This window comes from Streptomyces sp. AA4 (assembly GCF_000158875.1).
Classification (GTDB): domain Bacteria; phylum Actinomycetota; class Actinomycetes; order Mycobacteriales; family Pseudonocardiaceae; genus Amycolatopsis.
The window spans coordinates 181,404-205,423 of sequence record NZ_GG657748.1; the positions used below are offsets into that span (position 1 = coordinate 181,404).

The following is a 24,020-nucleotide window of genomic DNA, read 5'->3' on the forward strand; positions in this document are numbered from 1 at the left end:
ACCACTGACTGTCTCGTGGGCGAGTTCCGCGCTCGCATCCACTCCGGGACGGCGCTGAGGCAGGCTGCGACGAGGTGGTACAGCTTCTCGCCCCTGGCCGCCGATGACGCGGCCGGGGCAGCGGAACAGCTCGCGAAGCGCGGATCGCGCCACCTCGGCCGCGCGTACGGCTGGCCGCGAGCCAGCCTGACAAGACCGTCCCCGTGCGCCACAGTGGTGGCTGTGGGCCGCTTTCCGGATGCAGCCCGACGATACCCAGGAGGTCCTGCATGTCGACGCCCGCAGACCGCGACCAGAGCACAGCGAACGGCATCCGCCACGACGTCGTCGGCGACCGGGCGTCGGACACCCCGCGCGTCGGAGAGCCGGGCGGAGGACAAGGCCTCGAGCGCCTACGCCGGGCCTTGCTCGACCGCGGGGCGTCCACGCAGGAGATCGCCGAAATTCTCGCCAGGCGCCGGGGGCTGGGCGCGCTGTCGGCATGGCGGCACGCTCTGGGCTTGACCCGGGGCGAGGTGGCCGCCCGGTACAACGCCGTGGTTGCCCGCAATCCCGAGCGCGGCCGGACGGTCAGCGTCTTCGACCGCGGGCCGATGACCGCGGAACTCCTCGCCGTCATCGAAGCCGACGGGAACGAGGGGCGCGGCTTCCTCTCAAGAAAAGAAGCCGCGGTGTTCGCGGAGATATTCCAGACAGACCCCGAGACTCTGCGGTACGTCGACGCCCAGGCCGGGGAGATGATGAACGTTGCGAATGAGGGAGAATTGTCCCTGCGGCCCGGGGAACACCTGGTCTCGATCTACACCACGGCCGACGACGGAACGCCGTTGCAGGATGCCGTGGTGGACCTGCTCGAGACATGCGGGCTCGAGGCGGACCTGTGGGACATAGTGTTCCGCGGATCGTGGTTCCGGCGTTTCCGCGCACGGGCCCAGGACCACGCCGTGGCGGACAAACTCGCCGACCTCGCCGGCAAACTGGAGCGCGCCGCGGAACTCAAGTACATCGACACGCCGCGCTCCGAAAGCGACGTGCGGGAAGCGAACGCGGTCGCGCAGCTGCTGCAGCACACAGCCGCCGACGAGGAAGTGGTCATCTGCCTCAGCTCGGTCCTGTTCGTCAGGACACAAGGGACGGTCGTGGTGAAAGTCCTCAGCGAAAACGAGATCCGCGCGCTCAAGCAACACCCGCACCTGCTGAAAGCCCCCGCCGAGATCCTCGACAGCCTCGCGCGCCTGCAAAAACCGGCCCCGCTCGCGCCGGGACCGAACGAGCTGACGGCGACCTTGCCGCCGGGACAGGCCAACCGGCCGACGGGCTGACCGGACGCAATCGGCGCCGCCTTGCACCTGGCCCTCGACGAGCCCCGCGCGGGAGAACGACAAAGTCCCACTGTCGGCCGGTGCCAGGGAAGCTGACGGCCTGGTCGCCGTCGGCTACTGGCGAAACCGCGTATTCGACTATCGCCGGTTCGTCGGGGAGACGATGGCGTCTGGTCGCCTGGGGCGCGGCGATTCCCGCTGGTTCCGGCTCTCGCGGCGATTCCGGTGGCGGCGGCGGCAGCCGATTCCGTACAGCTCGTCCGCTTCTCCGGTCGAGCTGCCGGCGGCGCTGTGCCGGCGGAACGCCCTGATTGCGTGCGTCAATGCCGCGCGGTTGTCGTTGCGCTCTCCGGCATCCCAGGCGAGGTCGTGGTGAATCTGCGCTTGCAGCGGGACATCGTCGACGTGCTCCGCCAGCGCGGCGCCACGGCTGGTGCGGCGCCGAAGCCTTCCCGGCGAGCACGTCGTCCCCGCGCCGGCGCTCCGGCCGAGGACACGCTCCGACTACTCTTGGAGCACCGACAAGGGCGGCGGCAACCAGCGCGATTCACTGCGCAAACACAGCCCCGGTCGTCAAAGCCGGGCCAGCGGCGTTCGCCGTGTGGACTACACCACTCGCCACGAGACCCCGCCCGGCCGCGCACCGCCGGAAGACACGTAGTCGAGGACGGCCTGGTGCACCGTCGCCATAGGGACTTCCGCATTGCTCGGCACCGGACGTTCGTGGGTTTGATAGTCGTAGAGGACGTCTGTGGGCGAGGTCGCCCCGTTGTCGCTGATGACGCCCCGCTCGTTTCGGCCGCCCCCGGCCCAGCCGACGAACCCGCACTTGGCCGCGCGCACGCCGAACTGCAGGAGCGACGACCAGGTGCCCTCGCCGTCGCCCTTGAGCGCGATCTGGGCCATCAACCCGACTTTTTCGCTGGCCGATTCGGATACCATCCGCTCCAGCAGCTCGTCCGCCTGAGCGGGTGTCGTCACCACGAAACCCGCACCGGGCCCCGGGTCGTACCAGGCTTTTAACTCGCCACGGCTTAGCGCCTCCCCTGTAGGTCGGACGACCTCATCGACATCATCGACCACGCAGAACTTGTTCAATGACCACAGGTCAGGCACGCGTACTGATTCATCCGGGCCCTCCACGGAGCTGTCCTCGCTGCGGGAGGTGCACGATGAGGCGGCGGATGCCGCCGCCGACGAGGACAGGGGCAACAAGGAGTACGAAGCACAAGGAGAGATCTGGCCGTGATTCCCGACCTGCATCCCGACGCCGAAGCGTTCAGCGCGTGCAGGCGCCTGCCCGGCAACCGGCTGCGCGCTTACAGCGTCACCACCGCCGCCCGGGGCTGGCCCGGACTCGAGCAGTGCATCCGGCAGTGCCGTGCCACGGGGAAACTCGTCCCCGCCAGCTCGGACGCCTACGTCATGCTCGACGTCCTCGATGCCGAGGACAGCATCATCCAGGAATACGGAGTCCGCGACGCCGCCGCTTGGACCTGGATCAAACGAAAACTGCACTTCACCGTCGCCAGCGCCGATTGACACCCCCGCGATGATGCCGACCCCGTCGACGGGCAGCGACGCCCGTCGGGATACGCGAGAATCCCGCCACACGAGTGGTGCAGGGCTGGCCGAGCGGTGGTTCTTGCCCGGTCCCCGGCTCTTCGGAGCAGCGATGGCACAGGTCGGTCCCCCCGGCGAGCTGTGGCCCGAACCGAGGCCGAACGCTCGCGCGGGTCGGAATGCTCGGTTCCACGACCCGATGACGGAAGGCAGCCGCGGCCGCGGGGCGGAATCAGTCAGCCGGAGACCGGGCCGTCGAGCGCGGCATGCGGAGCCGTCGAACCGCCGCCGCGCTGACCGCGAGGCCCCCGCTGCCCGGCGACGGGTGTTGTGACCTGACCCGTTCGCGGTTGCCTTGCCCGGGTCGCACGTGGTCTTATGGACACATGTTGCAGTTACAAATGCACGGTTCTGCGGTTGTTACTGCACGCAGTGAGTGGTGAGGAGTGATGACCTGTGTCGACAACGCTGGCGGGGGCGAACGACCGTGCCGTCCTGATGACCGACGAGCGCGATCAGCGGCAGGCCGCCGAGGTGGTGCGTCGCCTGCCTGAGAAAGGCAGGGCGCTGTTCCGCGCGGAGGCGTCCGGGTCCGCGGTCGACGTGCCACCCGAGCTGTCGGCGATCATCGCGCAGGTGGTGCAGGCGGTGGCGGCCGGGCGTGCGGTGACGGTCAGTTCGCTGCCCGAGGAGCTGACGACCACCGAGGCGGCCAAGATCCTCGGCGTCTCGCGGCCGACGCTGATGCGCAAAATCGCGGCCGGCGAGATCCCGGCGCGCAAGGTCGGCACGCACACTCGGCTGCGGACGCGTGACGTGCTCGCCGAGCAGCGCGCACGGCGGCAGCGGCAGCTGGCCGCGTTCGAGGAGCTGCGCGCCCTGGAAGACGACTGACCCCATTGGCTCGCGCGGGCGGGACGTACTGTCCGCGCGAGCCAATGTATAGCCTGGCCCGGTGGCCGCCCTGCGAGTGTTCGTCGACGCCAACGTGCTCTACTCCCGGACCCTGCGCGACTGGCTGTGCCTGCTGCAGCTGGGCGCGCCCGGCGAGATCTACACCGTCTACTGGAGCGAGCACGTGCTCGCCGAAACGATCTACCACCTGCTCAAGAAGCACCCCGAATGGCGAGGCGCCAAGATCACGGCGATCCGCGACCGCATCACGGGCGTGTTCGAAGGCGGCCGCGTCGAAGACTTCACCGTCGACGGCTCGTTCCCCGGCACCGACCTCGACGACCAGCACGTGCACGCCGCAGCACTGGCCTGCAGCGCGGACATCGTGCTCAGCGACGACGGCGGCTTCACCATCACCGGCGACGCCGCGGAGCAGCTGCCCTACGAGGTCTACCGCCCGGACGAGTTCTTCGTCCTGGTCGAAGACAGCGCCCCGGACCGCGTCGCCGAGGTCACCCGCTGCCAGACCCTCTACTGGCGCGGCCGTTCCCCGGACGGACGCGCCGACCTGGCGACCGCGCTGATCGACGCGGCCTGCCCCGCGTTCGCAGAACGCGTCCGCGCACACCAGAGCCAGCTGTCGCTGCCGCCTGCCGACTGACCTCGCCGTCCGACGGCGGCGAGGTGCTGAGGGTTCCCGCGAGATTCGCGCGAGTCCTGCTGGTCAGCCGCGCGGTCGGCGAAGCCGGCGCTGCGGCCGGTACAGCCGACGCCGCGAGGACCGGGGTGCGGGGCGGTCCGGCGGCGGTTCCTCGAGTTCGGCCGCCAGCTCGGCGATGCCTTTGCGTCCGAAGGCGAACACGCCGAGGAGGATCGCCGTCAGGGAGGCCCGGAGCAGCGCGGTCGCGAGCGGGCTCGCGTCGACCACCGTGGCGTGCGCGTACTCGGCCGCCGCAAGCGCGCCCACGGGGACGAGGGCGGCGGACAGGCCTCGCAGGGCAAGACCGAGGGCGCGGCAGGCGAACCGATCGAGTTGTCCTTGCTGCGACATGGCGGGTGCGGCCTTTCGCGGGTGCTGTGCGCGGAAGCGGTGACGATAGCGCACAACGGAAAATCCTGTGTTCGCTGTCATTTCCTGTGCGCCGCAGCATGTTTGCGGGCGTCTTTTCCGCTGCCCGGAAGCCTGTGCGGCAGGAGCGGAGCGTGTTTTCGCGCTGGATTCCTGCGGCGGCGGGGCGCACACTCGGACTCGTGCACGTGCGCGACGTCGAGGTCGGGCAGACCTACGACGTGACCATTCCCGAGCACCTGCCGCGCAGCCGATACCCCTCCGGCCGCAGCGGCTACGGGCTCTGGGACCAGCTGCGTTTCCAATGCGGCGAACGGTTCGCCCTGACCGTCACCGCGATCGACCCGGACGCCGAGCCGCCGATGGTCGACGGGCTGCGCGTCCTGACATTCGGGCACGTCGAGGTCGAGCTCGTTGACGAGCAGACCGCCGCGCTCGGCCTGCCCCCGGGCAGATACCGCCTCACCGGCGCCGTCCGCCCGGAACACAGTGTCGGGATGGTCCAATTCCCGCATACCGTCAAAATGCAAGTCCCTGCCCGCTGGCTGCACCGGCCCGCGCGGCCCGTGCCCGCGGTCGCCGTCGACCTCGACGACCCGCACAGCTGAACAGGTCCCGGCCAGGTTATCCGCACTGCCCGCCGCAGGCCTGCCGTCCCCGCGACAGTCCGTCGCACGAGCTGCGAAGCGTCGACCGTTTCGTTTCCCGTTTCCTGGTCGACAGCCGCCGGGAAACACCTGTCGTGATGCCGTGCACGGTGCCGATGCTGAGTCCATGACTTCCGATCTGCGGTTCTGTCCGTTCTGCCCCGCCGCTCCCGGCGGAGATCCGTCCGGAGTGGACCCGGCCGCCATCGTCCAGCGATGGGCCGCGGCGACCGCGTTCTACCCGCGCCAGCGCGCTATCCCCGGCCACGTGATCGTCGCCCCGTACGCCCACGTCGAGTCGGGCCACCGCGACCCGGTGGTCACCGGCTACGCCGCGGCGTGCGCGGCCGAGCTGGCCGACCACCTCGGCTACCGCGAATACAACTTGATCCAGTCCTCGGGCCGGAGCGCGACACAGACCGTGCCTCATCTCCACTGGCACCTGGTGCCCCGCTCCCCCGACGACGGGCTGCCGCTGCCGTGGACGCCGAGCCAGCAGCAGGAGCAAATGGAACGGGCGGAGGCGGCGGCATGATCCGGCTAGTGCAGGCCCGCGAACCCCTTCCCGGCCCGGACGAACCGAGCGTGTTCCTCGCCGGGCCGACCGCGACAGCCGAAGGGCCGGTGCCTTCGTGGCGGCCCGAGGCCCTCGACCTGCTTGACCGGCTCTGGCTCCAGCCGGAACCGCTGGCGGTGGTGACGCCGGAGAACCCCGTCCGCGCCCGACGGTACGAAGACCAGTTCACCTGGGAAAACGCGTCCCGGGAGCACGCGAACGCGATCTTGTTCTGGATCCCCCGCGACATGACGTACATGCCCGGGATGACGACGAACGTCGAATTCGGCTACGACGTGGCGGCAGGCCGGACCGTCGTGCTCGGCTGTCCCCCGGACTGCCCCGATCCCCGAAGGAACAAGTACCTGGTGCACCTGGCCCGCGCGCACGGAGTGCCGGTCCGCACCACACTCCGGGAAACAGTGCAAACGGCGACAGAGCTGGTCGTCGGCGCACACGGGGTGTCCGACGAGGGCGCGGGCTGATGGGCCTGCCCGGTGATGTTGCCCGGCACGCCGGACCGTGTTCTCGCCACGGCAGCCGCGCACTGGAAGGGGGCCAGCCGGGATACGCGCGGAAGGGGCAATGAGTCCTGGCTCGAAGCGTGTGACCAGCAGGTATGCGGTTGATTAGGTCGGGACGTGAGGTTCACCCGGGCTATGGCCTGGCTCGCTAGGGATCGACGTGGGGGCAGTGGACGGGTCGCTCGCCGGTGCCGCAGTAGAGGTATTCGTCGGGGTAGGTAGCCCGGATGCGTAGCCAGAACGGGATCGACGGACTCTTGGCGGCGGTGATGGACCAGCGGTAGCCCGGCAGCTCCGTGCGCAAGTGGGCGAGTACGCGGGTGCCGATGCCGCGTCGCTGCTCGACCAGTCCGATCTCGCCGAGCAGTACCCACCGGCAGGCCGAGCAGGACCAGTAGTCGATACCGCCGATGTCGGTCTGGTCGCGATAGATCCGTCGCTGGTGCCAGGCGACTTCGTCGCTGTCGCGGTGGCGATGCTCGGGGCCCAGCCGGACCCCGTTACCGAACTCCACCCCGCCCAGCTCCGGCGGTCGGGGACCAACCCGCACCGCGTCCAGATACGGGTCGCCAGAGGGCGGAAGCGTGCCCATTCGTTCAACGATAACGGGTCCGCTCGGTCTGGAGGGGGCCGCCGGGATACGGGAGAAGCCTGCCAAAGCGGCTGGTCGGGCGCGTCGTCCGTTCGGGGCAGGCGCGGCGGCGGGCCAGGTGGCCGGATCGGTGTGATGCTGAGGGGATGTTGGCTTCGTTGGATGTTCGGCGGACCGAGGGCGGTCTCCAGTTGGCGATGACCGCGCCGGATGCGCCGGTGGCTTGGGTGACGCGGCTGAGCTACGAGCAGGCGCAAGAGCTGGCGGCCGGTCTGCGGGCTGATGTCCCAGTGTTCCTCGGCGGCACTGTCGCGGCCGGGCTCGCCTACATTCCGGGCTATCCCGAGGTCGGCGAGGGCTCCCTCGCCCGCATCGCCGAAGCAGAGATCACCGACGATCTGCGCAATGCCACGTATCAGGTCCGTGCCGGCCTGGAGGCGATGCGCGGTTTCGGCGACACGGTGCGGGCGCACTTGCCAGATCGGCTCGACCCGTTGCCCGCCGACCCGGCGGCGCCGTGGACGCCTGCTCCGCTGGACTAATTGCGGCCAAGCCTGCCGCTTTCACTCCGCGTTGCCCCGGGTGCGTCCCGTCTCGCCTGATCATCGGTACCGCCTGGCGTCGTCGCAGGTCAGAGTTCGAGTGGTGATCACGGCGGGAGGGGATTCGGTGCGGACGTCGTTTCTGTGGCTGGAAGTGACCGGACGCTGTCAGCTGAGCTGCCGGCAGTGCTATGCCGAATCCGGCCCGTCCGGGACGCACGGGTCGATGACCCGCATGGATTGGATGCGGGTGCTGGACGAGGCGGGGGCGCTGGGCGTGGAGACGGTGCAGTTCATCGGCGGCGAGCCGACCCTGTACCCGCACCTGGTGCCGCTGGTCGAGCACGCCCTGGACTTGGGGTTCGGGGTGGAGGTGTTCAGCAATCTCGTGCACGTCACCGACGAGCTGTGGGACGTCTTCTCGCGGCCGGGGGTGTCGCTGGCGACCTCCTACTATTCCGACGACCCGGCCCAGCACGCCGCGGTCACCGGCCGCCCCAGCTACGCGAGGACGAAGGCGAACTTCGCCAAGGCGCTGGGCCGCGGGATCCCGCTGCGGGCCGGGGTGATCGACCTGGGCGGCGGGCAGCGCGCCGGGGCCGCGCAGCGCGAACTGGTCGAGCTGGGCGTGCCCTCGGTCGGCTACGACCGGGTACGGCAGGTCGGTCGCGGGGTCCGCGACCAGCAGGCGGGCGTTGAGCAGCTGTGCGGGCACTGCGGCGACGGGGTCGCGGCGATCTCCCCGGACGGGGCGGTCTGGCCGTGCGTGTTCTCCCGCTGGCTGCCGGTCGGCAACGTTCTTGACGACGCTCTCGCCGCGATCCTGGCCGGCAGCGAGGCCGAGCAGGTGCGCACGGAGCTGGCGGGCGCGTTCGCCGCGCGTCAGTCGCGCGGCGGCGCGGGCACCAGCGGCCTGGACTCGTGCCACCCGAGTTGTGCTCCGGACCCGTGCCAGCCGACGTGCGCTCCGCGGTGCTCGCCCTCGTGCAGCCCGTGCGCGCCGTTCCGCCGCTGCTGGCCCACCTACCGGTGACCGCGTCGGTAGCCTGACCTGCATGTCTTCCCAGCCCGACCCGCTCGTCGACGACGAGCATCGTGCGTGGCTGCGCCGCTGCCTTGCCCGGGCCGCCGCCGCGCTCGATGCCGTCCCGGCAGGGGACGCGGTCTGGGGCTGGCGCGACCGGTCGATCAGCTCGCGGGTCGGCACGCAGCGCGGACCGCGATGGCTGCGGGTGGTGGCCGAGGCCGAGCAGTGGGCCGACGGCGAGTTCTGGACCGGCAACGTCGACGCCGGCCAGCTGACCGGCGTGGCCAAGCCGCGGGTCCTGCGGCACTGGGACTGGACCGAGCAGGCGCAGCGGCTGCGCGCGGAACTGATGACCGCCGCCGAGGGCCGGCCGTGCTCGCCGACCCCGGAGCTGCGCGCCGACCTCGACCTGCCCGATGCCTGGTGGAGCGGGCTTCGGGAATCGCTGGCCGCGCTCGCCGGTGCTGCGACGAGCCGGACCGCCGTGAGCCAGGACGAGGTCACCCGGCGGGTGCGGGTGTTCTTTGGCGACCGGGTCGATCCCGCGGTGGGGTCGTGGACGGTCGCGCACGCGGACCTGCACTGGGCGAACCTGCTCGAACCGGACTGCGTGCTGGTGGATTGGGAAGGCTGGGGCCGCGCCCCGGCCGGGTACGACGCCGCGACCCTCTACGTGCACTCGCTGCTGCGGCCGGCGGTCGCCGAGCGGGTCCGGGCTGAGTTCGCCGACCGGCTCGACAGCCGCGACGGGCTGCTCGCGCAGCTCTACGCCACGGGGCGGATGCTGCTGCGGATCAACGCCGGCGAGTACGAAGACCTCGCGATCCCGTTGCACCGCAACGCCGAACGCGCCATCGCCGCCCTTCAGCGCTGAAGCCGCGCCGGACGTCACTCGTCGGCGAGCAGGTGATGCAGGAACCGCTCCGGGCTGGCGAGGAACCCGCGGGTGAGGGCGACCGGTTCGGCCTGGTCGTAGCCGACTTGCTCGATGTCGCCGTCGCTGTCGATCTGCAGGATCCGCGCGCCGGGCACGGCCAGCAGGATCGGCGAGTGCGTGGCCACCACGAACTGGCTGCCCTGAGCGGTCAGCTCGGCGATCCGCGCCACCAGGGCCATGCACCCGCGCGGGGACAGCGCCGCCTCCGGCTCGTCCAGCAGATACAGCCCGCCCGGCCCGAACCGGTGCGTGACCAGGTCCAGGAAGGACTGGCCGTGGGAGCGTTCGTGCGGGGAGATTCCGCCGTAGGCGGGCAGCAGCGGCGGCGAACCGGGGTCCTGGTCGAGGCGTTCGATCTCGCTGGCGACGTTGTAGTAGGACTCGGTGCGCAGGAAGAACCCGGTGCGCGGCTTGCGGGCACCCCAGCGCAGCACCAGCCGGTCGCCGAGGCTCGACTCGGTGGCGCGGGTGGCGAACCGGAACGACTGGGAACCGCCCTCCGGGTTGAACCCTGCCGCCACCGCGATCGCCTCGACCAGCGTGGACTTGCCGGTGCCGTTGTCCCCGACCAGGAACGTCACGCCCGGGTCGAGGTCCAGCCCGCCCGCCTGGGCCAGGCGCCGCACGACGGGCAGGGTGTACGGGTAGCGGCCGGTGTCGGAGTCCGGTGCGATCCGGATCCGCTGCACGAACCCAGCGCCGGTCCGGGCGGCCGCACGCGCGCGGTTCACGCCGACGCCCCGGAAAGGGCGGCGAGGTCGGCGTGGGCCGCCTCGACGACGTCGGGGAATCGCTGCCGCTTCTCGTGCTCGGCCAGGGCGCGGTAGATGCTGGCCAGGCTCGGGTTCTGTCCTTTGCGCTTGCCGGTCGGGATGATCAGGTCCGGGCGGATGTCCTGAACGGACTCGCCGTTCGCGCGGCGGCGCAGCACGGTGTGGAGCATGTCGTCGGTGATCACCGGCGGCCGTCCGCCGTGGTTTCCCTTGCGGGCGGCGGCGTTCAGCCCCTCCAATGTGGACTCTCGGATGGTTTCGCGGTCGGTTTCGGCCATCGCGGCGAAGAACCCGAACAGCATCCGGCCGGTGCCCGACGGGTCGTAGATGCCGGGGATCGGCCCGGCGAGCATCTCCAGCAGGATCCCGTGCGCGGTCAGGTGATCCGCCGTGGCGGTCAGCTCGGCGGAGTCTCGGCCGAGGCGTTTCATTTCGTAGACGGTGAACAGGACCCGGCAGTGCGGGGCGTGCGCCTTGATCTCCCGGGCAGTCGCGAGGGCGGCCTCGAACTGGGGCCGGACGCGGATGCGGGTGGAGATCTTCTCGGCGAAGATCTTCTCGCGCGGGATGCCGTGCGCGGCCAGCGCGTCGAGCTGGGACTGCAGTTCCTGGGTCAGGTGCGAGCAGCGGGCGTAGCCGATCCGGATGTCCGCGGTCGGAGTGTCCGCCGCGATCGGCACCGGCGGCGGAGTACCCGGCCGCCACGGCTGACCCGGGCCGCGATCGGCGGGCGTGGGCACGCGCAGTCGCTTGGCCAGCCGGGGAACCTTGGCGAACCGGCCGGTGTGGTAGGTGCCGGCGACCGCTCCGGATCGGGACCGGCAGGGCGAGCCCGGTTCGGCCAGGCACCGCGGGCACGGGTGCTGCTCGACCTCGTCCGCGTCCGACAGCGGTGCGGCCGCGGTCATCGCCGCCGTCCGAACCGGCGCTGCCATCCGCCGGCGGTGCGCACCAGCGGCCACACCACGCGCCGCGTGGCGCCGGCGGGAAGCCGGATGACCGGCCAGCGCGCGGGGAGCGCTGCCTGGCGGCGCATCCGCTGCTCGAATTCGGGCCAGGACGCGGCTTCGCCCATCCGCAGCGACCGCCGCGGCGCCCACGCCGCGAACCGCCGCCCTTCGGCCCGCTCCCCGTCGCAGACCGCCCGCAGCGGTCGCGTCCCGTCTTTCACCATGCCCGGATTTTCTCACAAACATTTCCCAGAACCGCCTCGCCACTCTATTTGAGTGAGAACGAGTTCTGAGACGGATTCCGGCCCTTGGGCGCTCCGGCGAGGGATGTGCGCGGGTTCTTCTCAGAAACGGTCGTTTATGAGAAGGCTCCACGGCTGCACCCGCTGCTTCTCGTTTCACTCAGAGACACGCGTTGCGAAAAGTGAAATGAGATGCGTATGGTGAAACGCATGGCGAAACGCGACATGATCGACGACCTGGTTGACATCCTGTACCCCTGGCCCGATGCCGAAGACCTCGTCGACGGCGACGAGGATGCCCTCGACGCGTGGCGCGACGACGTGGCCGACCAGCGGAGGGAATTCGAGCAGACCCTCCGGCTCGCCGAGGAGCACGCGGACGGCGACTGGGACCCGGTGCTGACCGAGATCAACGCCGCCCAGCGGGAGATCCGCGCCGCCGAGGCCCGCAAGCGGATGCTGGTCGCCTACGGCCGCGAGTTCATCAAGCCCCAGCCCTACCAGCTCAAAGACCTCGCCGCTGCGGCCGGGATGTCGATCTCCGGCACCCGCAGCTCCTACACCGTCGAGGACATCGCCGCTGTCGCCCGCCGGATCGGCCGACAGCCCCGCTTCCGCACCGACGACACCGGGGAGTGAACACCATGACCGGCACCGACGCAGGAGCGACCGCGGCCGCGATCGCCGCGGGGTGCGCCTGCACCCCGGCGTGGCCCGCACTGGCGGTCACCCGCGACGACGGGACCGCCGAAACCGTGCTGGCCTCCGACACTCCGGGCCCGCTGGCGCGCCTGTACTACGCGCACTGCACCCGCTGCGGCGTCCAGTACCCCGGCCCGTTCCGGCTCCCGCCCCGCGCCGCGTGCCACACCGGGCGGACCGGTCCTTCCCGCGCGTGGCAGAACCGCTGCCCCGCAACGGAAAACGGGCACGCGCAGAAAGAATCCCTGAGCACCTTGATCCGGCGGGCGCTCGCTGAGGGCAATCGATAACCGGCTCCCCCCGGGCGACAGACAACGCGCCCGGGGGGAGCCGAGGCCGGTCACGGCCTGCGGTTGAACTTCTCGAAGTACGCCGGTTCGTTGTCGGGGGCGACGGACACGCCGAACACGTCGAACACGGTGTTGCCCGCCGCGTCGCGGCCGGCGGCCCAGCCGGGCCCGGTGGACCAGGTCAGCGGGCCGGGATCGTCGGGGTGCTGGGCACGGAATCCGTCGAGGTCCGCGATCGCTTTTTCGACGGACTCGTAGGCCGTCGCGAGGATGCCGGGCTGGGCGGACGTGGTGCGGTCGTGCACCACGTACACGGCGCGCTTGCTGCTGGTCATGGACGCCATAGTGCCAGCGGCGCGAAGATTTCACGGCGCGGTCGCGATCGGCATCGAACCGGTCGGCCCGTCTGAGCGCCTTCCGGGTTCTGTCGGTCCCGGATGCCACGCTGGCGGCCATGACCGCAGACGTGGCGCACCCGGACCTGAACGACGCAGGTCCCCGGCGCTCGCCGAGTTGCGGCGGCCGCCGGGGACACCCACCCGCCCCGGGCCTGGTGCCCGAGGCAACCGACATCCTGCCCCAGCGGCGGGCTGCTTCCGGAAACCGGCCTGTGTTCCGGCGGCGACCTGTGGGTTCGGCCGAGGCGGTCGAGGGCGTACCCACAGGCCCAGCGCAGAACGCGTGATCCAGGGTGGCCGCCGCTCGTCGGCGGCGTCGACGAGCGCTTCCCGGCACACGGGCTTCCTGTACGCCCAGGGCTTCTCGGTTTGGGTCACATCTCGCCGGCTTGCCATTGCCGGATGTCCTCGTCCAGTTCTGCTTCGGTGTATGTGGGCGGGTTGGCTGCGAGGTGGGCTAGCCATTCCCGCAGCGCGGGGGCGAGGTCGTTCACGGTGTCGTGCTCGATGCGTTCGTGGACGGCGAAACAGGCCAGGACACCTTGTGCGGCCTGGTCGTCGCGGTCGCAGCGCGGGCACAGCTCCACGGTGCGGTAGCTGTCGACGGTGTCGCCGGCGGGCAGGGGCGTCGTCGTCGGCACCCGTACTATGAGGAGCAGTTCTCCGCCGCACCGGCGGCAGTTCAGGTCGTCGGTGCGGCCGAGGACGATCTCCAGGCCGCTCACTGGACGATCGAGATCCCGCGGATGCCCTTCAGTTCCCCGGACAGCGCGGCGGAGGTTTTCACCGGGTAGTCGTCCAGCGTGAATTTGAGTTCGTTGCGGCCGGAGAGCAGCAGGTGGACCGGGGTGTCGCCTTTGTGTGCGGTCAGCGTGCCGCGCAGCTCCATGACGACCTCTCGGTCGAGTTTCGCCGCGTCGGCCTTGATCACGAACGGCGGCGGCCCGTCGGCGGGGTTGCGCTCGGCGTCGCTGATGTCCAAGGTGACGATGCTCCCTCCGAAGACCGACATCTTGTCCTCGCGCCAGTTCACCCGTCCCTTGATTGCGACGGCGGAGTCCTGCACCAGTTCGGCTTGCCACATCGAATAGGACTTCGGGAAGAACAGGACTTCCATCGAGGCGTCGAGGTCTTCCACGACCACGATCGCCCAGGGCTCGCCTTTCTTGTTCACCCGGCGGTCCACCGACGAGATCATGCCGGAGAGCACGATCTCGCCTTCCTTGGGCGCGTCGTCGACCAGCACGGCGATCGGCTTGGGTGCGTGCTGGCGCAGGATCCGCTCCGCGCCGTCGAGCGGGTGTGCCGAGACGTACAGTCCGAGCATGTCCCGCTCGTAGGCGAGCAGCTGTTTGCGCGGGTACTCGTCCGGCCCGAACTTCACGTGGGCCAACGGGGACGACGCCGCCGCGACCTCCGCGGACGATTCGTCGCCGCCGGTGCCGAACAGGTCGAACTGGCCCATCGCCTCCTGCCGTTTGAGCGGCACGACCGCCTCCACGGCTTCCTCGTGGACCGCGATCATCGACAGCCGGGTGAGGCCGAAGGCGTCGAACGCCCCGGCCTTGATCAGCGATTCCGTGACGCGCTTGTTGCACACCGGCAGCTCGGACTTGTCGAGGAAGTCGACGAATCCCGTGTAGAGGCCTTTTTCCTGACGGGTCTTGACGATCGAGTCGACGACGTTGGTCCCGACGTTGCGGACCGCGCCGAGGCCGAAGCGGATGTCGGAGCCGACCGCGCGGAACCGGAGGTTGGATTCGTTGACGCACGGCGGCAGGACCTTGATACCCATCCGTCGGCATTCGGCGAGGTAGATCGCCGACTTGTCCTTGTTGCCGGAGTTGGAGGTGAGCTGGGCGGCCATGAACTCGGCCGGGTAGTTGGCCTTGAGGTAGGCGGTCCAGTAGGAGACGAGTCCGTATCCGGCGGTGTGCGACTTGTTGAACGCGTACCCGGCGAACGGGAGCATGACGTCCCACAGCGTCTGGCAGGCTTCGGCGGAGAATCCCTTGCCGAGCATGCCTTCCCGGAATTTCTCGAACTCCTTCTCGATGATCTCCTTCTTCTTCTTGCCCATCGCGCGTCGCAGCAGGTCCGCGCCGCCGAGGGTGTAGCCGGCGAGTTGCTGCGCGATCGCCATGACCTGCTCTTGGTAGACCAGCAGGTGGTAGGTCTCGCCGAGGATGGGCTCGAGCGCGTCTTTCAGCTCGGGGTGGATCGGCGAGATCTTCTGCCGTCCGTTCGAGCGCTCGGCGTAGTCGATGTGCGCGTTCGCGGCCATCGGCCCCGGCCGGTACAGGGCCAGGACCGCGGCGATGTCGCCGAAGTGGGTGGGGGCCATCGCGCGCAGCAGGCTGCGCATCGCCGCGCCGTCGAGCTGGAACACCCCGAGGGTGTCGCCGCGGGAGAGCAGCTCGTAGGTTTTCTTGTCGTCCAGGGCCAGCGTCGCGAGGTCGATCTCGCGGCCGTGGTTGTCCTTCACGGCCTGGATGGTGTCCTCGATGATGGTCAAGGTGGACAACCCGAGGAAGTCCATCTTGAGCAGGCCCATGTCCTCGCAGGACGGGTAGTCGAACCCGGTGATCGTCGCGCCGTCGTCGCGCCGCCACAGCGGGATGACGTCGAGCAGCGGCTCGGAGGAGAGGATGACCGCGCAGGCGTGCACGCCGGCGTTGCGGATCAGTCCTTCGAGGCCGCGCGCGGTGTCCATGATCTGCTTGACTTCGGGGTCGGTCTCGGTCAGCGTTCGCACTTCGCTGGCTTCGCCGTACCGTTCGTGCTTCGGGTCGAAGATGCCCGAGAGCGGGATGTCCTGCGCCGCGATCGGCGGCGGCAGCGCCTTGGTGATCTTGTCCGCGATCGAGAACCCGGGCTGGCCGAAGTGCACCCGCGCGGCGTCCTTGATCGCGGCCTTCGTCTTGATGGTGCCGAAGGTGATCACCTGGGCGACGTTCTCCGCGCCCCACTTGTCGATCGTGTACTGCAGCACCTCGCCGCGGCGGCGGTCGTCGAAGTCGAGGTCGATGTCGGGCGGGCTGACGCGTTCGGGGTTCAGGAACCGCTCGAACAGCAGGCTGTGCTCGATCGGGTCCAGGTCGGTGATGTGCAGGATGTAGGCGACCAGCGACCCCGTCGCCGAGCCGCGGCCGGGACCGACCCGGATGCGCTGCTCCTTGGCCCACCGCACCAGGTCGCCGACCACGAGGAAGTAGGCGGAGAACCCCATCTTCGCCATGATGCCCAGCTCGCGGTCGATCCGGTCCTTGTATTCCTGGGTCGGGCCGTCGGGGAACCGGGTGGGAACGAACTTCTCGACCTCTTCGCGCAGCAGGTCGTCCTCGGTCTTGCCTTCCGGCACCGGGAACCGCGGCATCCGGTCGTGGAAGTCGAACACGTCCGCATACGACTGGACGCGCTCGGCGATCAGCAGCGTGTTCTGCGCGGCGCCGGGCACCTCTTTGTCCCAGTACTCGCGCATCGCCTCGGCGGACTTGAGGTAGTAGCCGTCGCCGTCGAACTTGAACCGGGTCGGGTCGGACAGCGTCTTGCCCGCCTGGACGCACAGCAGCGCCGAGTGCGCTTCGGCCTGGTCCTGGGTGACGTAGTGGGAGTCGTTGGTGGCCACCGGCTTGAGGTCCAGCAGCTTGCCGATCTCCAGCAGGCCTTCGCGCACCGACCGCTCGATCGGCAGCCCGTGGTCCATCAGCTCCAGGAAGAAGTTGTCGGCACCGAAGATGTCCTTGTAGTCGGACGCCGCCTGGATGGCCTGCTCGCGCTGCCCGAGCCGCAGCCGGGTCTGGACCTCGCCGGACGGGCAGCCGGTCGTGGCCATGATCCCGCGGTGGTTCTCCGCGATCAGGTCCCGGTCCATCCGCGGCTTGCGGTAGTAGCCCTCGAACGACGCCAGCGAGGACATCTTCAGCAGGTTCCGCAACCCGTCGGCGTTCTCCGCCCACATCGTCATGTGGGTGTAGGAACCGCTGCCCGAGACGTCGCCGCCCTCGCCGAACTCGTCCGAGCCGCGCTGGCTGGCCTGCCCCCAGAACACCGGCTTCTTGTGGAAACGGGACTCCGGCGCGACGTAGGCCTCGATGCCGATGATCGGCTTCACCGGGGAGTTCTTCGCGACCCGGTAGAACTCGGCGGCCGCCGACATCGTGCCGTGGTCGGTCATGGCGATCGCGGGCTGTCCCAGCCGCTCGGCTTCCGCCAGCAGCGGCTTGACCTTCGCCGCCCCGTCCAGCATGGAGTACTCCGTGTGGACGTGCAGGTGGACGAACGAATCCGACACTGTTGTTGACTCCCTGCGCGCGTGCTTGTCCGGTTTGGCGCCTCACAGTATCCCCGCGCCCGGCCCGAACGCCGGGACCCACACCGAACGTCACGACCGGCGATCGTCAGATCGCTCGCCGCGGACGGCACTGCCTGCGGCTATCCGAGGTAGGGGACCGCGAAGTCGACGGGAATCATCCAGGGGAACGCCAGCGGCACGCGCCTCGGCTGGGCGCCGCTGCCCGGCAGGGGAACCAGGACGTCTCCGCGGCGTTCGGCGGCGACCGGCGCGAAGGTGCATCCGTGCCGGCGCGCGGCCCGCTCGAACCAGTACGCCACGGCTTCGTGGACGGCGAAACCGCCGCACGTCGCCTCCCACAGCGTCCTGGCGCCGATGTCCCGGACGAGCCCGAGGGGGACCTGCTCCGGCAGGTTCAGCAGGTAGTACCGCGGCACCCGCCGGGAGCGGCGCCGCTGGATCCACGAGCGTCCCAGCGGCCGCAGGCCCGAGAACATCGCGAAGCTCCAGTCGAGCTTCCACCCGAGGAACACCGACACCGCGTTGAGCGCGAACAGCACGACCACGGCGCCGTGCACCGCGGCGCTGTCCCAGTCTCCCTCCGGCGCGTGCGCCAGGGCGAGCCCGCACAGCGTTCCGAACACCGCGCCCAGCACGGCGTTCCCCGCGACGAACGCCGACGTCCGGCCTGCGGGACTGCGCGAGAGCAGCGCCGCGGCGGCCGCGGCGGCCAGCGCGCTCGCCACCACCGGCCACGCGCTTCCGAGCCGCAGGACCACGTCCCCGCGACTGTCGGCGCGGAACGCGACCAGCCACAGCCCGAGCGCCACGATCGAGAAGGGAAAGTTCCCGGTGATCCCGAAGACGCCGTGCATCGCGCACGCCAGCACCAGCGCGACCGGCGCCGACCGCGGGTCGAGCAGCAGCACGGCCACGGCGAACTCCGTGCCGACCACCAGCGGAGGAACGCACCGGAACACCGTGTCGGGCAGTCTCAGGCCGAGCAGCCGAGCGTGCAGCCGGGCCACGACGCAGCCGGCGCTCGCATCGCCGGCCAGGTAGGTGCGATTCAGCTTGAACAGGGTCGCCGAGAAATACAGGCCCGCCAGCAAGTTGCGGGCCAGCACCGCGTCGTCGGCCGCAGGGAGGAGCGCCATCCCCGCGACGGCGACCACGCTCAGCCAGCAGTGATTCGCCAGCCGCCGCTGAACCGTCGCCAGCCACCAGAGGACGAACACGCCCGCCAACGCCGCGCCCAGGCGCGGCGGGACGCACAGCGCCAACGCCAAGCCTGCCGGCAACGCCGCCACTTGACCGCAGACGGTCGCCCGCCTGCTCAACTGCACCGCGAACACCGGAGCGTGCCGGAACGCGGCCGAGGACGCGCCGCGCTCGCACAGCCGGCTCCCCTGATGCACGACCATCCCGGCGAGCACCACCGCCGGAGCGTGCACGCTGACCATCACGCTCGTCTCCTCCTCAATCCCGGTCCCGACGTCCGGGAATCCGCCACGCCCTGTCCGGCGCGACCGCGGTCACGCCTTTCCTCGTTTTCGGACTCGTCGCGCCCGCCGCCGCGGCACCCGCGAGAAACCCCCGGAAAAGGGGATTTTCGTGCCCGGGAAACTGTCGGCACGACAACCGGGCAAGCACAAAGATCCGACTCTGGCAATGCCTTCAATAGGGGATCTTTGCCTGCCGGCTCCCATCCTCAACCGCAAAATATCGCCACCTACGTCCGCTTCGCCGCGTCTTTCGCGACTAGCCCCTCCTGCGATCCCCCGGCGCGCGAGACGGTCAAGCCGTCATTCGGATCTTGCACCGCGACGAGGGCAGACGCGATCATGCCAGTCGCTATCGACAAGACCGGCATGCTAGACGCCGTCGAAAGATTGGATTCTGGAATGGATTCGAGCAACGCCATCGCGGAGCCTTCGGAGCTGACGGTCAGCGTCGCGGACCAGCTGACCCGCGAGCAGTTCTCCGCGCTCTTCTCGGACAGCCCCGCGAACGTGGCGGGCGGCGACAACGCGACGCGGGACTGACGCAACGCCGGCGGGCCGGGGATTCTCCTTCCGGCCCGCCGGGGCGCGCGCCTTCCCGTCCACGCATTCCAGCGCCCGCGGAGGAAGCTGTTGATCCACGTATTCGTCGGGCCGACCATCGGCGAAAAGGAAGTCCGCGGCATCGTCGGCGAGGTCGCCGTGCACCGGCCGATCAAACACGGCGACCTTTTCGCCCCCGACATCGCCAGCGGAGACACCGTTCTCGTCCTGGACGGCCTCTACCACCAGTCGTTGTCCCTGCGGCACAAAGAAGTGTTCCACGCGCTGGACAACGGAGTGCGGGTCGTCGGAGCGTCCAGCGTCGGGGCGCTGCGCGCCGCGGACCTGGCGCGGTTCGGCATGATCGGCATCGGCGAGATCTACCGGGCCTACGCCTCCGGCGAGATCGTCGGCGACGACGAGGTGGCGGTCGCGCACGGCAGCGACGACGACCTCAGCGCCCTCACCGTGCCCTTGGTCAACATCCGGGCGGTCCTGCGCGCCGCGGCCGCCGAACACGTCATCCCCGCAGCCGAGCAGGCTGCGCTGCTGGAGCTGTTCCGGCAGCTGTACTACCCGCAGCGCACATTCCGCACCTGCCTGCGGTGGGCCCGCAAGCACGGCCGCGAGGACTTCGCGGACTGGTGGGAGGCCAAAACCCGCGACGAGCGCCACTTCGGCAACCAGAAACGCGCCGACGCGATCGCCGCGCTCACCTGGATCCAGGAGACGCGGGACTGGCAGGAATCCTCCGGCGAGCGCGTCCGGCTCGGCGACTGGCACACCGGCTTCTACCGCGACTGGCGCAACCACTTCGCCGGATTCGCCGAGGACTCCCCGGCCCCGCTCGGCTGCCGGATCCAGTACCAGCAGATCTTCAACCCCGCTTTCCCCGACATCTGGGCCGGGTTCCTGGCGCGCCTGTCGCGCAGCCCCGCGGGACAGGCCGAGGGACAGGAGCTCGCGCAGCGTTTCGACGCGCTGGGCATCGGCGAGTCCGCACGCGGGCGTGCGCCGTTCGTCGACCAGGTGCAGCGGACGATTTTCCGGCCCCGCTACGACCTCGGCGACAGCCGGCACGTGCGGTGGCTGCTGGCCGGGGAAACGCCGCAGGACATCGCCACCCTGACCGAGTACCTCGCCGCGGACCGCGAATTCCACGCCCGCAACCCGGCGTTCAGCTCCCGCTGGCTGCGCCGCGATGTCGGGTCCGCGCTGCTGGCCGACCTCTGGGGCGTCGACGCCGACGAGATGGAAGGCGCCGGCGTCGCCCGGGGATTCCGCAGCGAGGGCGACGCCGTGCGCGCGCTCGCGCGGATGGTCGTGGGCTACCTCACCGCAGTGCGCGCCTTCCAGGAGCGAAAGACGAGCGCCCATGCTGGATAAGAAGATCGTCCTCCCCGGAACCCACCGGGCCAGGGCCCCGGAGGACACCTGGGCGCTGATCGAGCCGCTGCTGCCCGGCTACGGCGTGACCCGGGTCGCCGACGTCACCGGCCTCGACTGCATCGGCGTGCCCGTGTTCCTCGCGGTGCGCCCCGCATCGGAAACCCTGTCGGTGGCACAAGGCAAAGGCCACGACCCCATCCTGGCGAAGCTGTCCGCGGTCATGGAAACCCTCGAACAGCAACACGCCGAACATCCCGGCAACGAGCGGCGCACCGCCCTCGCCCGGGACCTCGACCTGCAGTATGACGTCGCGAACCTCAACGCGCGCGTCACGGCCGACGCGTTCGACCTGCTCGTCCTCGACTGGTACCGCGGCGTCGGCCTGCGCAGCGGTACGCCGACCTGGATCCCCTGCGACGTCGTAGACCTGGCCTTCACCAGCACCCGCGACTGGCAGCCCGTCCCGTTCGACGCCAGCAGCAACGGCCTGGCCTCGGGCAACACCCACGACGAGGCGGTCCTGCACGGCCTGTACGAGGTCATCGAACGCGACGTCGTGTCGACGCTGAAAGAACACGCGCCCGACCACCGGGTCTTCCTCGACCCGCGCAGCATCAGCTCGCCGTTCTGCCAGGACACCATCCGCCGCCTCGACGACGCGGGCGTCCAGCTGGAGCTCGCCCTGGTGCCCAACCCGTACGCGCTGCCCGTCGCGGTCGCCTGCATCTGGTCGCAGGACTACCCGGCCGTGTGCGCGGGAGCGGGCGCGCACAGCGATCCCGCCGTGGCGGTGTCGCGGGCGCTGACCGAAGCCGTGCAGACGCGCCTGACCGAGATCACCGGGACACGCGACGACATTCCGTCCGAAATCGACGTCTTCTCCTCGGTCTGCGACGAGCCGCGCTTCACCGTCACCGGCCTCGACTGGGACCTGGCGGTCGAAGGCCTCGGGTTCCAGGACACCAGCCTCAGCAGCGAGCTGGCCACGCTCGCACGGCGCGTTGAAGCCGTCAGCGGGCACGAACCGATCGTGCTCGACCTGTCCACGCGCCCGGACGTGTTCTCCGTCGTCAAAGTCGTCGGCCCCGGGCTGCGCACGATGCTGCGCAACGACATCCCCCGGTACTCGCCGCGCGCGGACGAGGCCGCCCAGTCGGCTCCGCTCGCGTCCGGGGCGAAGGACCGCGGATGACCCGTCGCCCGGCCCCGGGATCCGAGGCCCGCGACGCTGCGGACGACAGCCCGACGCGGGAGAGCCGTTCCTACGCGGCGAGGTCGCCGGACGGGGACCTGCTGCAGTACATGGTCCGGGTGCCGAAGAAGATCGAGTCCCCGTACGTGAGCGTGTTCCTGCACGGCCAGATCGAACGGGCGCAGTACCGCACGCCGGTGTTCCTCCGGCAGGAGACCTCGCTGTCGCTGAACGCGGTCTGTCTGTTCGCGTCCGACCCGGTCCTGGAACGCTCGCCGGACTGCTCCATCGGCTGGTATCTGTCCGGTGCACGGCACTTCTGGCCGCTGCTCGACCGCGTAGCTGCCGACCTGGCGCGACAGCATCGCCTGCGCGGCGTGGTCTGGCACGGCCCCTCCTCCGGCGGATACGCCGCGATCCGGATGGCGCTGCAGTCCCGCTCGCCGAGCCTGGCGCTGGCCATCGCGCCCCAGAACGATCCGCGCTCGTTTTTCCTGTGGCCGGAATTCGCGCCCTGGGCGCACCTGCCGGGAACCGCCGAACCGGAGAAACTGTCAACGCTGCTCGCGCGGCGACCGCCCGATACCGGGAAAATGGTCTACGCCGCGGTCAGCGACCGCGACCTGCTCCACCTCAAAAACCATCTCCTCCCGATCGTCGAGGCCACCGACCCCGACCCGGGCGTGTACGTCTCCCTGCTGCGCAACGGCCGAGGCCACGGAAAAATCTCCCACGCCGACTACTGGGCGGCCTACCGGCACGGCATCGCCCTCTGGGAGCGGAACCGCGACACCGCGACAGGCCGGCAACAGTGACCGCGCTGCGCAGCGGCGGCGCGGCGGAGCTGCTGCGCATCGGCGCGTTCCGGCGCGTGTTCGCCTCGAATGTCGTCAACGGTTTCGGATCGTCGATCGCTCCGGTCGCGCTCGCTTTCGCCGTGGTCGGCGGCGGCAGCGGCGGGTCGTCTCTCGCGGTGGTCCTCGCGCTCAACATCGTGCCCACCGTGGTGTTCCTGCTCTACGGCGGAGCGCTGGCCGACCGCGTGTCCCGGTCGCGGCTGCTGTTCGCCGGCCGGCTGAGCGCCGCGCTCGTCCAAGCGGCGGTCGCGGCGGTCGTGGCCGTCGACGCCCGCGCGACGCTCCTGCTCGGGGGCCTGTCCTTCCTCTCCGGAGCCGCCGCGGCGATATCACGGCCCGCGCAACAAGGGATCCTGCGGCAGATCGTGCCCGAACACCTCATCCAGCAGGCCAACGCACTCGCCCGGTTCCCCCAGAACGCGGTCCGCGTCGCCGGACCGGCCGTCGGCGGGCTGGTGATCAGCGTCTCCTCCCCAGCGGTGGGCCTGGCCGTCGACGCCGCCAGCTTCGTCCTGTCGGCACTGCTGGTGCTCGGCCTCGACCTCGGCTCCGTCACGACCGCGCGCGGCACCCTCCGGCAGGACTTCGCCGAAGGATGGTCACAGTTCCTGTCCCGGACCTGGATGTGGACCTACACCCTGTCCGGGACGGCAGTCCTGTCCGCGTGGATGGCCGGCAACGCGCTGCTAGGCCCCGTCGTCGCGGCCGACCGCTACCACGGCGCAGCCGGCTGGGGCGCGCTGCAGGCCGGTTTCGCCGCCGGCATGGTCGCGGGCAGCGGACTCGCCCTGGCCTGGAAACCCCGCAGACTGCTGACAGTAGCGCTCTGCGTGTCCTGCGGGCTCGCGCTCCCGCTCGCCGCGATGGGAGCGCACGCGCCGTTCGCGATCGTGATGACCGCGATGCTCCTCGCCGGGCTCGCCATGGACATCGCGAGCGTGGCCTGGAACGTCGTCCTCGCCTCCCACGTCGAGGACCGGCTTCAAGGACGCCTGTTCGCGATCAACGCCTTCGGCGAAACCGCCGCCATCCCGCTCGGATACATCCTCGTCGCCGTCGCCCTGCCCGTCGTGTCGCCCGGCCCGCTGTTGCTCGCCGCCGCTGCGCTCATCGTCCTGGCATGCCTGGCCAATCTCCTCGTCCCCCAGGTGCACAGCATCGTCCGCGACCCTCAGCACGCATGAGAGCCCGTTCCCAGCTCTCGTGCAGCCACCC

General features: G+C 70.2%; 27 protein-coding genes. 17 read left to right on the forward strand and 10 right to left on the reverse strand.

The window, feature by feature from the left end:
* The first annotated feature begins 269 nt into the window (after positions 1-269).
* Complete coding sequence (locus SSMG_RS41165) at positions 270-1,322, forward strand: hypothetical protein (RefSeq protein WP_037719245.1); 1,053 nt, start codon at positions 270-272, stop codon at positions 1,320-1,322.
* Between the two features lie 606 nt (positions 1,323-1,928).
* On the opposite strand, the gene SSMG_RS45860 is transcribed toward SSMG_RS41165, so the two are convergent.
* Positions 1,929-2,303, reverse strand: coding sequence for an Imm1 family immunity protein (locus SSMG_RS45860; protein WP_158688158.1), 375 nt, complete (start codon positions 2,301-2,303; stop codon positions 1,929-1,931).
* 264 nt (positions 2,304-2,567) lie between these two features.
* On the opposite strand from SSMG_RS45860, the gene SSMG_RS41175 reads away from it, so the two are divergent.
* From SSMG_RS41175 to SSMG_RS41185, 3 genes are all read left to right on the forward strand, one after another.
* Positions 2,568-2,864, forward strand: a complete 297-nt coding sequence (locus tag SSMG_RS41175; RefSeq protein WP_009086328.1) for a hypothetical protein — start codon at positions 2,568-2,570, stop codon at positions 2,862-2,864.
* Positions 2,865-3,341: 477 nt separating this feature from the next.
* Positions 3,342-3,779 carry a helix-turn-helix domain-containing protein gene (locus SSMG_RS41180; RefSeq protein ID WP_009086330.1) on the forward strand — a complete coding sequence of 146 codons (438 nt, stop codon included), beginning with the start codon at positions 3,342-3,344 and terminating at the stop codon, positions 3,777-3,779.
* A 61-nt stretch (positions 3,780-3,840) separates the two neighbouring features.
* Positions 3,841-4,440: a PIN domain-containing protein gene (locus SSMG_RS41185; protein WP_009086332.1), complete on the forward strand. Its 600-nt coding sequence runs from the start codon at positions 3,841-3,843 to the stop codon at positions 4,438-4,440.
* 63 nt (positions 4,441-4,503) lie between these two features.
* Here the strand turns inward: SSMG_RS41185 and SSMG_RS41190 are convergent, their stop codons facing one another.
* Entirely contained in the window at positions 4,504-4,830 is a 327-nt protein-coding gene (locus tag SSMG_RS41190) for a hypothetical protein (RefSeq protein ID WP_009086333.1), read from the reverse strand.
* A gap of 200 nt (positions 4,831-5,030) precedes the next feature.
* Between SSMG_RS41190 and SSMG_RS41195 the strand changes: the two genes are divergently transcribed.
* The 3 genes from SSMG_RS41195 (at position 5,031) to SSMG_RS41205 (ending at position 6,536) form a co-directional block, all read left to right on the forward strand.
* On the forward strand, positions 5,031-5,456 hold the full coding sequence (locus tag SSMG_RS41195; RefSeq protein ID WP_158688160.1) for a hypothetical protein: 426 nt from the start codon (positions 5,031-5,033) through the stop codon (positions 5,454-5,456).
* Positions 5,457-5,622: 166 nt separating this feature from the next.
* Complete coding sequence (locus SSMG_RS41200) at positions 5,623-6,030, forward strand: HIT family protein (protein WP_078561273.1); 408 nt, start codon at positions 5,623-5,625, stop codon at positions 6,028-6,030.
* Positions 6,027-6,536, forward strand: coding sequence for a nucleoside 2-deoxyribosyltransferase domain-containing protein (locus SSMG_RS41205; RefSeq protein WP_009086339.1), 510 nt, complete (start codon positions 6,027-6,029; stop codon positions 6,534-6,536). Before SSMG_RS41200 ends, SSMG_RS41205 begins: the two co-directional genes overlap by 4 nt.
* Positions 6,537-6,723: 187 nt before the next feature.
* Here SSMG_RS41205 and SSMG_RS41210 read toward each other — a convergent pair whose 3' ends face one another.
* Positions 6,724-7,167 carry a hypothetical protein gene (locus SSMG_RS41210; protein ID WP_009086341.1) on the reverse strand — a complete coding sequence of 148 codons (444 nt, stop codon included), beginning with the start codon at positions 7,165-7,167 and terminating at the stop codon, positions 6,724-6,726.
* 146 nt (positions 7,168-7,313) lie between these two features.
* Here SSMG_RS41210 and SSMG_RS47490 point away from each other — a divergent pair, with 146 nt between their 5' ends.
* From SSMG_RS47490 to SSMG_RS41225, 3 genes are all read left to right on the forward strand, one after another.
* Complete coding sequence (locus SSMG_RS47490; protein ID WP_009086342.1) at positions 7,314-7,709, forward strand: hypothetical protein; 396 nt, start codon at positions 7,314-7,316, stop codon at positions 7,707-7,709.
* Positions 7,710-7,812: 103 nt separating this feature from the next.
* Positions 7,813-8,742, forward strand: a complete 930-nt coding sequence (locus tag SSMG_RS41220; protein WP_286157112.1) for a radical SAM/SPASM domain-containing protein — start codon at positions 7,813-7,815, stop codon at positions 8,740-8,742.
* 22 nt (positions 8,743-8,764) lie between these two features.
* The gene (locus SSMG_RS41225) at positions 8,765-9,610 is read left to right on the forward strand and encodes a hypothetical protein (protein ID WP_037719250.1); all 846 of its coding nucleotides are present in this window, start codon (positions 8,765-8,767) and stop codon (positions 9,608-9,610) included.
* 14 nt (positions 9,611-9,624) lie between these two features.
* Here the strand turns inward: SSMG_RS41225 and SSMG_RS41230 are convergent, their stop codons facing one another.
* The 3 genes from SSMG_RS41230 to SSMG_RS41240 are packed head-to-tail and all read right to left on the reverse strand — an operon-like array spanning position 9,625 to position 11,620.
* Positions 9,625-10,404: an AAA family ATPase gene (locus SSMG_RS41230; RefSeq protein ID WP_009086349.1), complete on the reverse strand. Its 780-nt coding sequence runs from the start codon at positions 10,402-10,404 to the stop codon at positions 9,625-9,627.
* Positions 10,401-11,381 carry a recombinase family protein gene (locus SSMG_RS41235; protein ID WP_234392916.1) on the reverse strand — a complete coding sequence of 327 codons (981 nt, stop codon included), beginning with the start codon at positions 11,379-11,381 and terminating at the stop codon, positions 10,401-10,403. The genes SSMG_RS41230 and SSMG_RS41235 overlap by 4 nt, the downstream gene beginning before the upstream one ends.
* A complete protein-coding gene (locus SSMG_RS41240; RefSeq protein ID WP_009086353.1) occupies positions 11,351-11,620 on the reverse strand; it encodes a hypothetical protein in 270 nt (89 codons plus the stop codon). The genes SSMG_RS41235 and SSMG_RS41240 overlap by 31 nt, the downstream gene beginning before the upstream one ends.
* Positions 11,621-11,848: 228 nt before the next feature.
* On the opposite strand from SSMG_RS41240, the gene SSMG_RS41245 reads away from it, so the two are divergent.
* Positions 11,849-12,277, forward strand: coding sequence for a hypothetical protein (locus tag SSMG_RS41245; RefSeq protein WP_037719470.1), 429 nt, complete (start codon positions 11,849-11,851; stop codon positions 12,275-12,277).
* 5 nt (positions 12,278-12,282) lie between these two features.
* Complete coding sequence (locus tag SSMG_RS41250) at positions 12,283-12,630, forward strand: hypothetical protein (protein WP_009086357.1); 348 nt, start codon at positions 12,283-12,285, stop codon at positions 12,628-12,630.
* A gap of 50 nt (positions 12,631-12,680) precedes the next feature.
* On the opposite strand, the gene SSMG_RS41255 is transcribed toward SSMG_RS41250, so the two are convergent.
* The 4 genes from SSMG_RS41255 to SSMG_RS41270 all read right to left on the reverse strand — a co-directional run bounded on the left by SSMG_RS41255 (position 12,681) and on the right by SSMG_RS41270 (position 18,788).
* A complete protein-coding gene (locus SSMG_RS41255) occupies positions 12,681-12,965 on the reverse strand; it encodes a hypothetical protein (protein WP_158688161.1) in 285 nt (94 codons plus the stop codon).
* Between the two features lie 437 nt (positions 12,966-13,402).
* A complete protein-coding gene (locus SSMG_RS41260) occupies positions 13,403-13,753 on the reverse strand; it encodes a DUF6300 family protein (RefSeq protein WP_009086361.1) in 351 nt (116 codons plus the stop codon).
* Positions 13,750-17,322 (reverse strand): DNA polymerase III subunit alpha, encoded by a 3,573-nt coding sequence (gene dnaE / locus SSMG_RS41265; protein ID WP_009086363.1) that lies wholly within the window; start codon positions 17,320-17,322, stop codon positions 13,750-13,752. The genes SSMG_RS41260 and dnaE overlap by 4 nt, the downstream gene beginning before the upstream one ends.
* Before the next feature lie 140 nt (positions 17,323-17,462).
* The gene (locus SSMG_RS41270) at positions 17,463-18,788 is read right to left on the reverse strand and encodes a hypothetical protein (protein WP_009086364.1); all 1,326 of its coding nucleotides are present in this window, start codon (positions 18,786-18,788) and stop codon (positions 17,463-17,465) included.
* Between the two features lie 438 nt (positions 18,789-19,226).
* Here SSMG_RS41270 and SSMG_RS45865 point away from each other — a divergent pair, with 438 nt between their 5' ends.
* The 5 genes from SSMG_RS45865 (at position 19,227) to SSMG_RS41290 (ending at position 23,989) form a co-directional block, all read left to right on the forward strand.
* Positions 19,227-19,367 (forward strand): hypothetical protein, encoded by a 141-nt coding sequence (locus SSMG_RS45865; RefSeq protein ID WP_158688162.1) that lies wholly within the window; start codon positions 19,227-19,229, stop codon positions 19,365-19,367.
* A gap of 90 nt (positions 19,368-19,457) precedes the next feature.
* Positions 19,458-20,753, forward strand: coding sequence for a TfuA-like protein (locus tag SSMG_RS41275; protein ID WP_009086365.1), 1,296 nt, complete (start codon positions 19,458-19,460; stop codon positions 20,751-20,753).
* Positions 20,743-21,948 (forward strand): YcaO-like family protein, encoded by a 1,206-nt coding sequence (locus SSMG_RS41280; protein ID WP_009086367.1) that lies wholly within the window; start codon positions 20,743-20,745, stop codon positions 21,946-21,948. Before SSMG_RS41275 ends, SSMG_RS41280 begins: the two co-directional genes overlap by 11 nt.
* Complete coding sequence (locus tag SSMG_RS41285) at positions 21,945-22,763, forward strand: hypothetical protein (RefSeq protein ID WP_009086369.1); 819 nt, start codon at positions 21,945-21,947, stop codon at positions 22,761-22,763. Before SSMG_RS41280 ends, SSMG_RS41285 begins: the two co-directional genes overlap by 4 nt.
* Entirely contained in the window at positions 22,760-23,989 is a 1,230-nt protein-coding gene (locus SSMG_RS41290; RefSeq protein WP_009086371.1) for an MFS transporter, read from the forward strand. The genes SSMG_RS41285 and SSMG_RS41290 overlap by 4 nt, the downstream gene beginning before the upstream one ends.
* Positions 23,990-24,020: the final 31 nt, after the last annotated feature.

Excerpts from the sequence above, each read along its gene's own strand:
- SSMG_RS41165 (WP_037719245.1), top strand. The coding sequence starts at position 270 with ATGTCGACGCCCGCAGACCGCGACCAGAGCACAGCGAACGGCATCCGC.
- SSMG_RS41190 (WP_009086333.1), bottom strand. The coding sequence starts at position 4,830 with ATGTCGCAGCAAGGACAACTCGATCGGTTCGCCTGCCGCGCCCTCGGT.
- SSMG_RS41200 (WP_078561273.1), top strand. The coding sequence starts at position 5,623 with ATGACTTCCGATCTGCGGTTCTGTCCGTTCTGCCCCGCCGCTCCCGGC.
- SSMG_RS41205 (WP_009086339.1), top strand. The coding sequence starts at position 6,027 with ATGATCCGGCTAGTGCAGGCCCGCGAACCCCTTCCCGGCCCGGACGAA.
- SSMG_RS41210 (WP_009086341.1), bottom strand. The coding sequence starts at position 7,167 with ATGGGCACGCTTCCGCCCTCTGGCGACCCGTATCTGGACGCGGTGCGG.
- SSMG_RS47490 (WP_009086342.1), top strand. The coding sequence starts at position 7,314 with ATGTTGGCTTCGTTGGATGTTCGGCGGACCGAGGGCGGTCTCCAGTTG.
- SSMG_RS41225 (WP_037719250.1), top strand. The coding sequence starts at position 8,765 with ATGTCTTCCCAGCCCGACCCGCTCGTCGACGACGAGCATCGTGCGTGG.
- SSMG_RS41235 (WP_234392916.1), bottom strand. The coding sequence starts at position 11,381 with ATGGCAGCGCCGGTTCGGACGGCGGCGATGACCGCGGCCGCACCGCTG.
- SSMG_RS41240 (WP_009086353.1), bottom strand. The coding sequence starts at position 11,620 with ATGGTGAAAGACGGGACGCGACCGCTGCGGGCGGTCTGCGACGGGGAG.
- SSMG_RS41245 (WP_037719470.1), top strand. The coding sequence starts at position 11,849 with ATGGCGAAACGCGACATGATCGACGACCTGGTTGACATCCTGTACCCC.
- SSMG_RS41250 (WP_009086357.1), top strand. The coding sequence starts at position 12,283 with ATGACCGGCACCGACGCAGGAGCGACCGCGGCCGCGATCGCCGCGGGG.
- SSMG_RS41255 (WP_158688161.1), bottom strand. The coding sequence starts at position 12,965 with ATGACCAGCAGCAAGCGCGCCGTGTACGTGGTGCACGACCGCACCACG.
- SSMG_RS45865 (WP_158688162.1), top strand. The coding sequence starts at position 19,227 with ATGGATTCGAGCAACGCCATCGCGGAGCCTTCGGAGCTGACGGTCAGC.
- SSMG_RS41280 (WP_009086367.1), top strand. The coding sequence starts at position 20,743 with ATGCTGGATAAGAAGATCGTCCTCCCCGGAACCCACCGGGCCAGGGCC.
- SSMG_RS41285 (WP_009086369.1), top strand. The coding sequence starts at position 21,945 with ATGACCCGTCGCCCGGCCCCGGGATCCGAGGCCCGCGACGCTGCGGAC.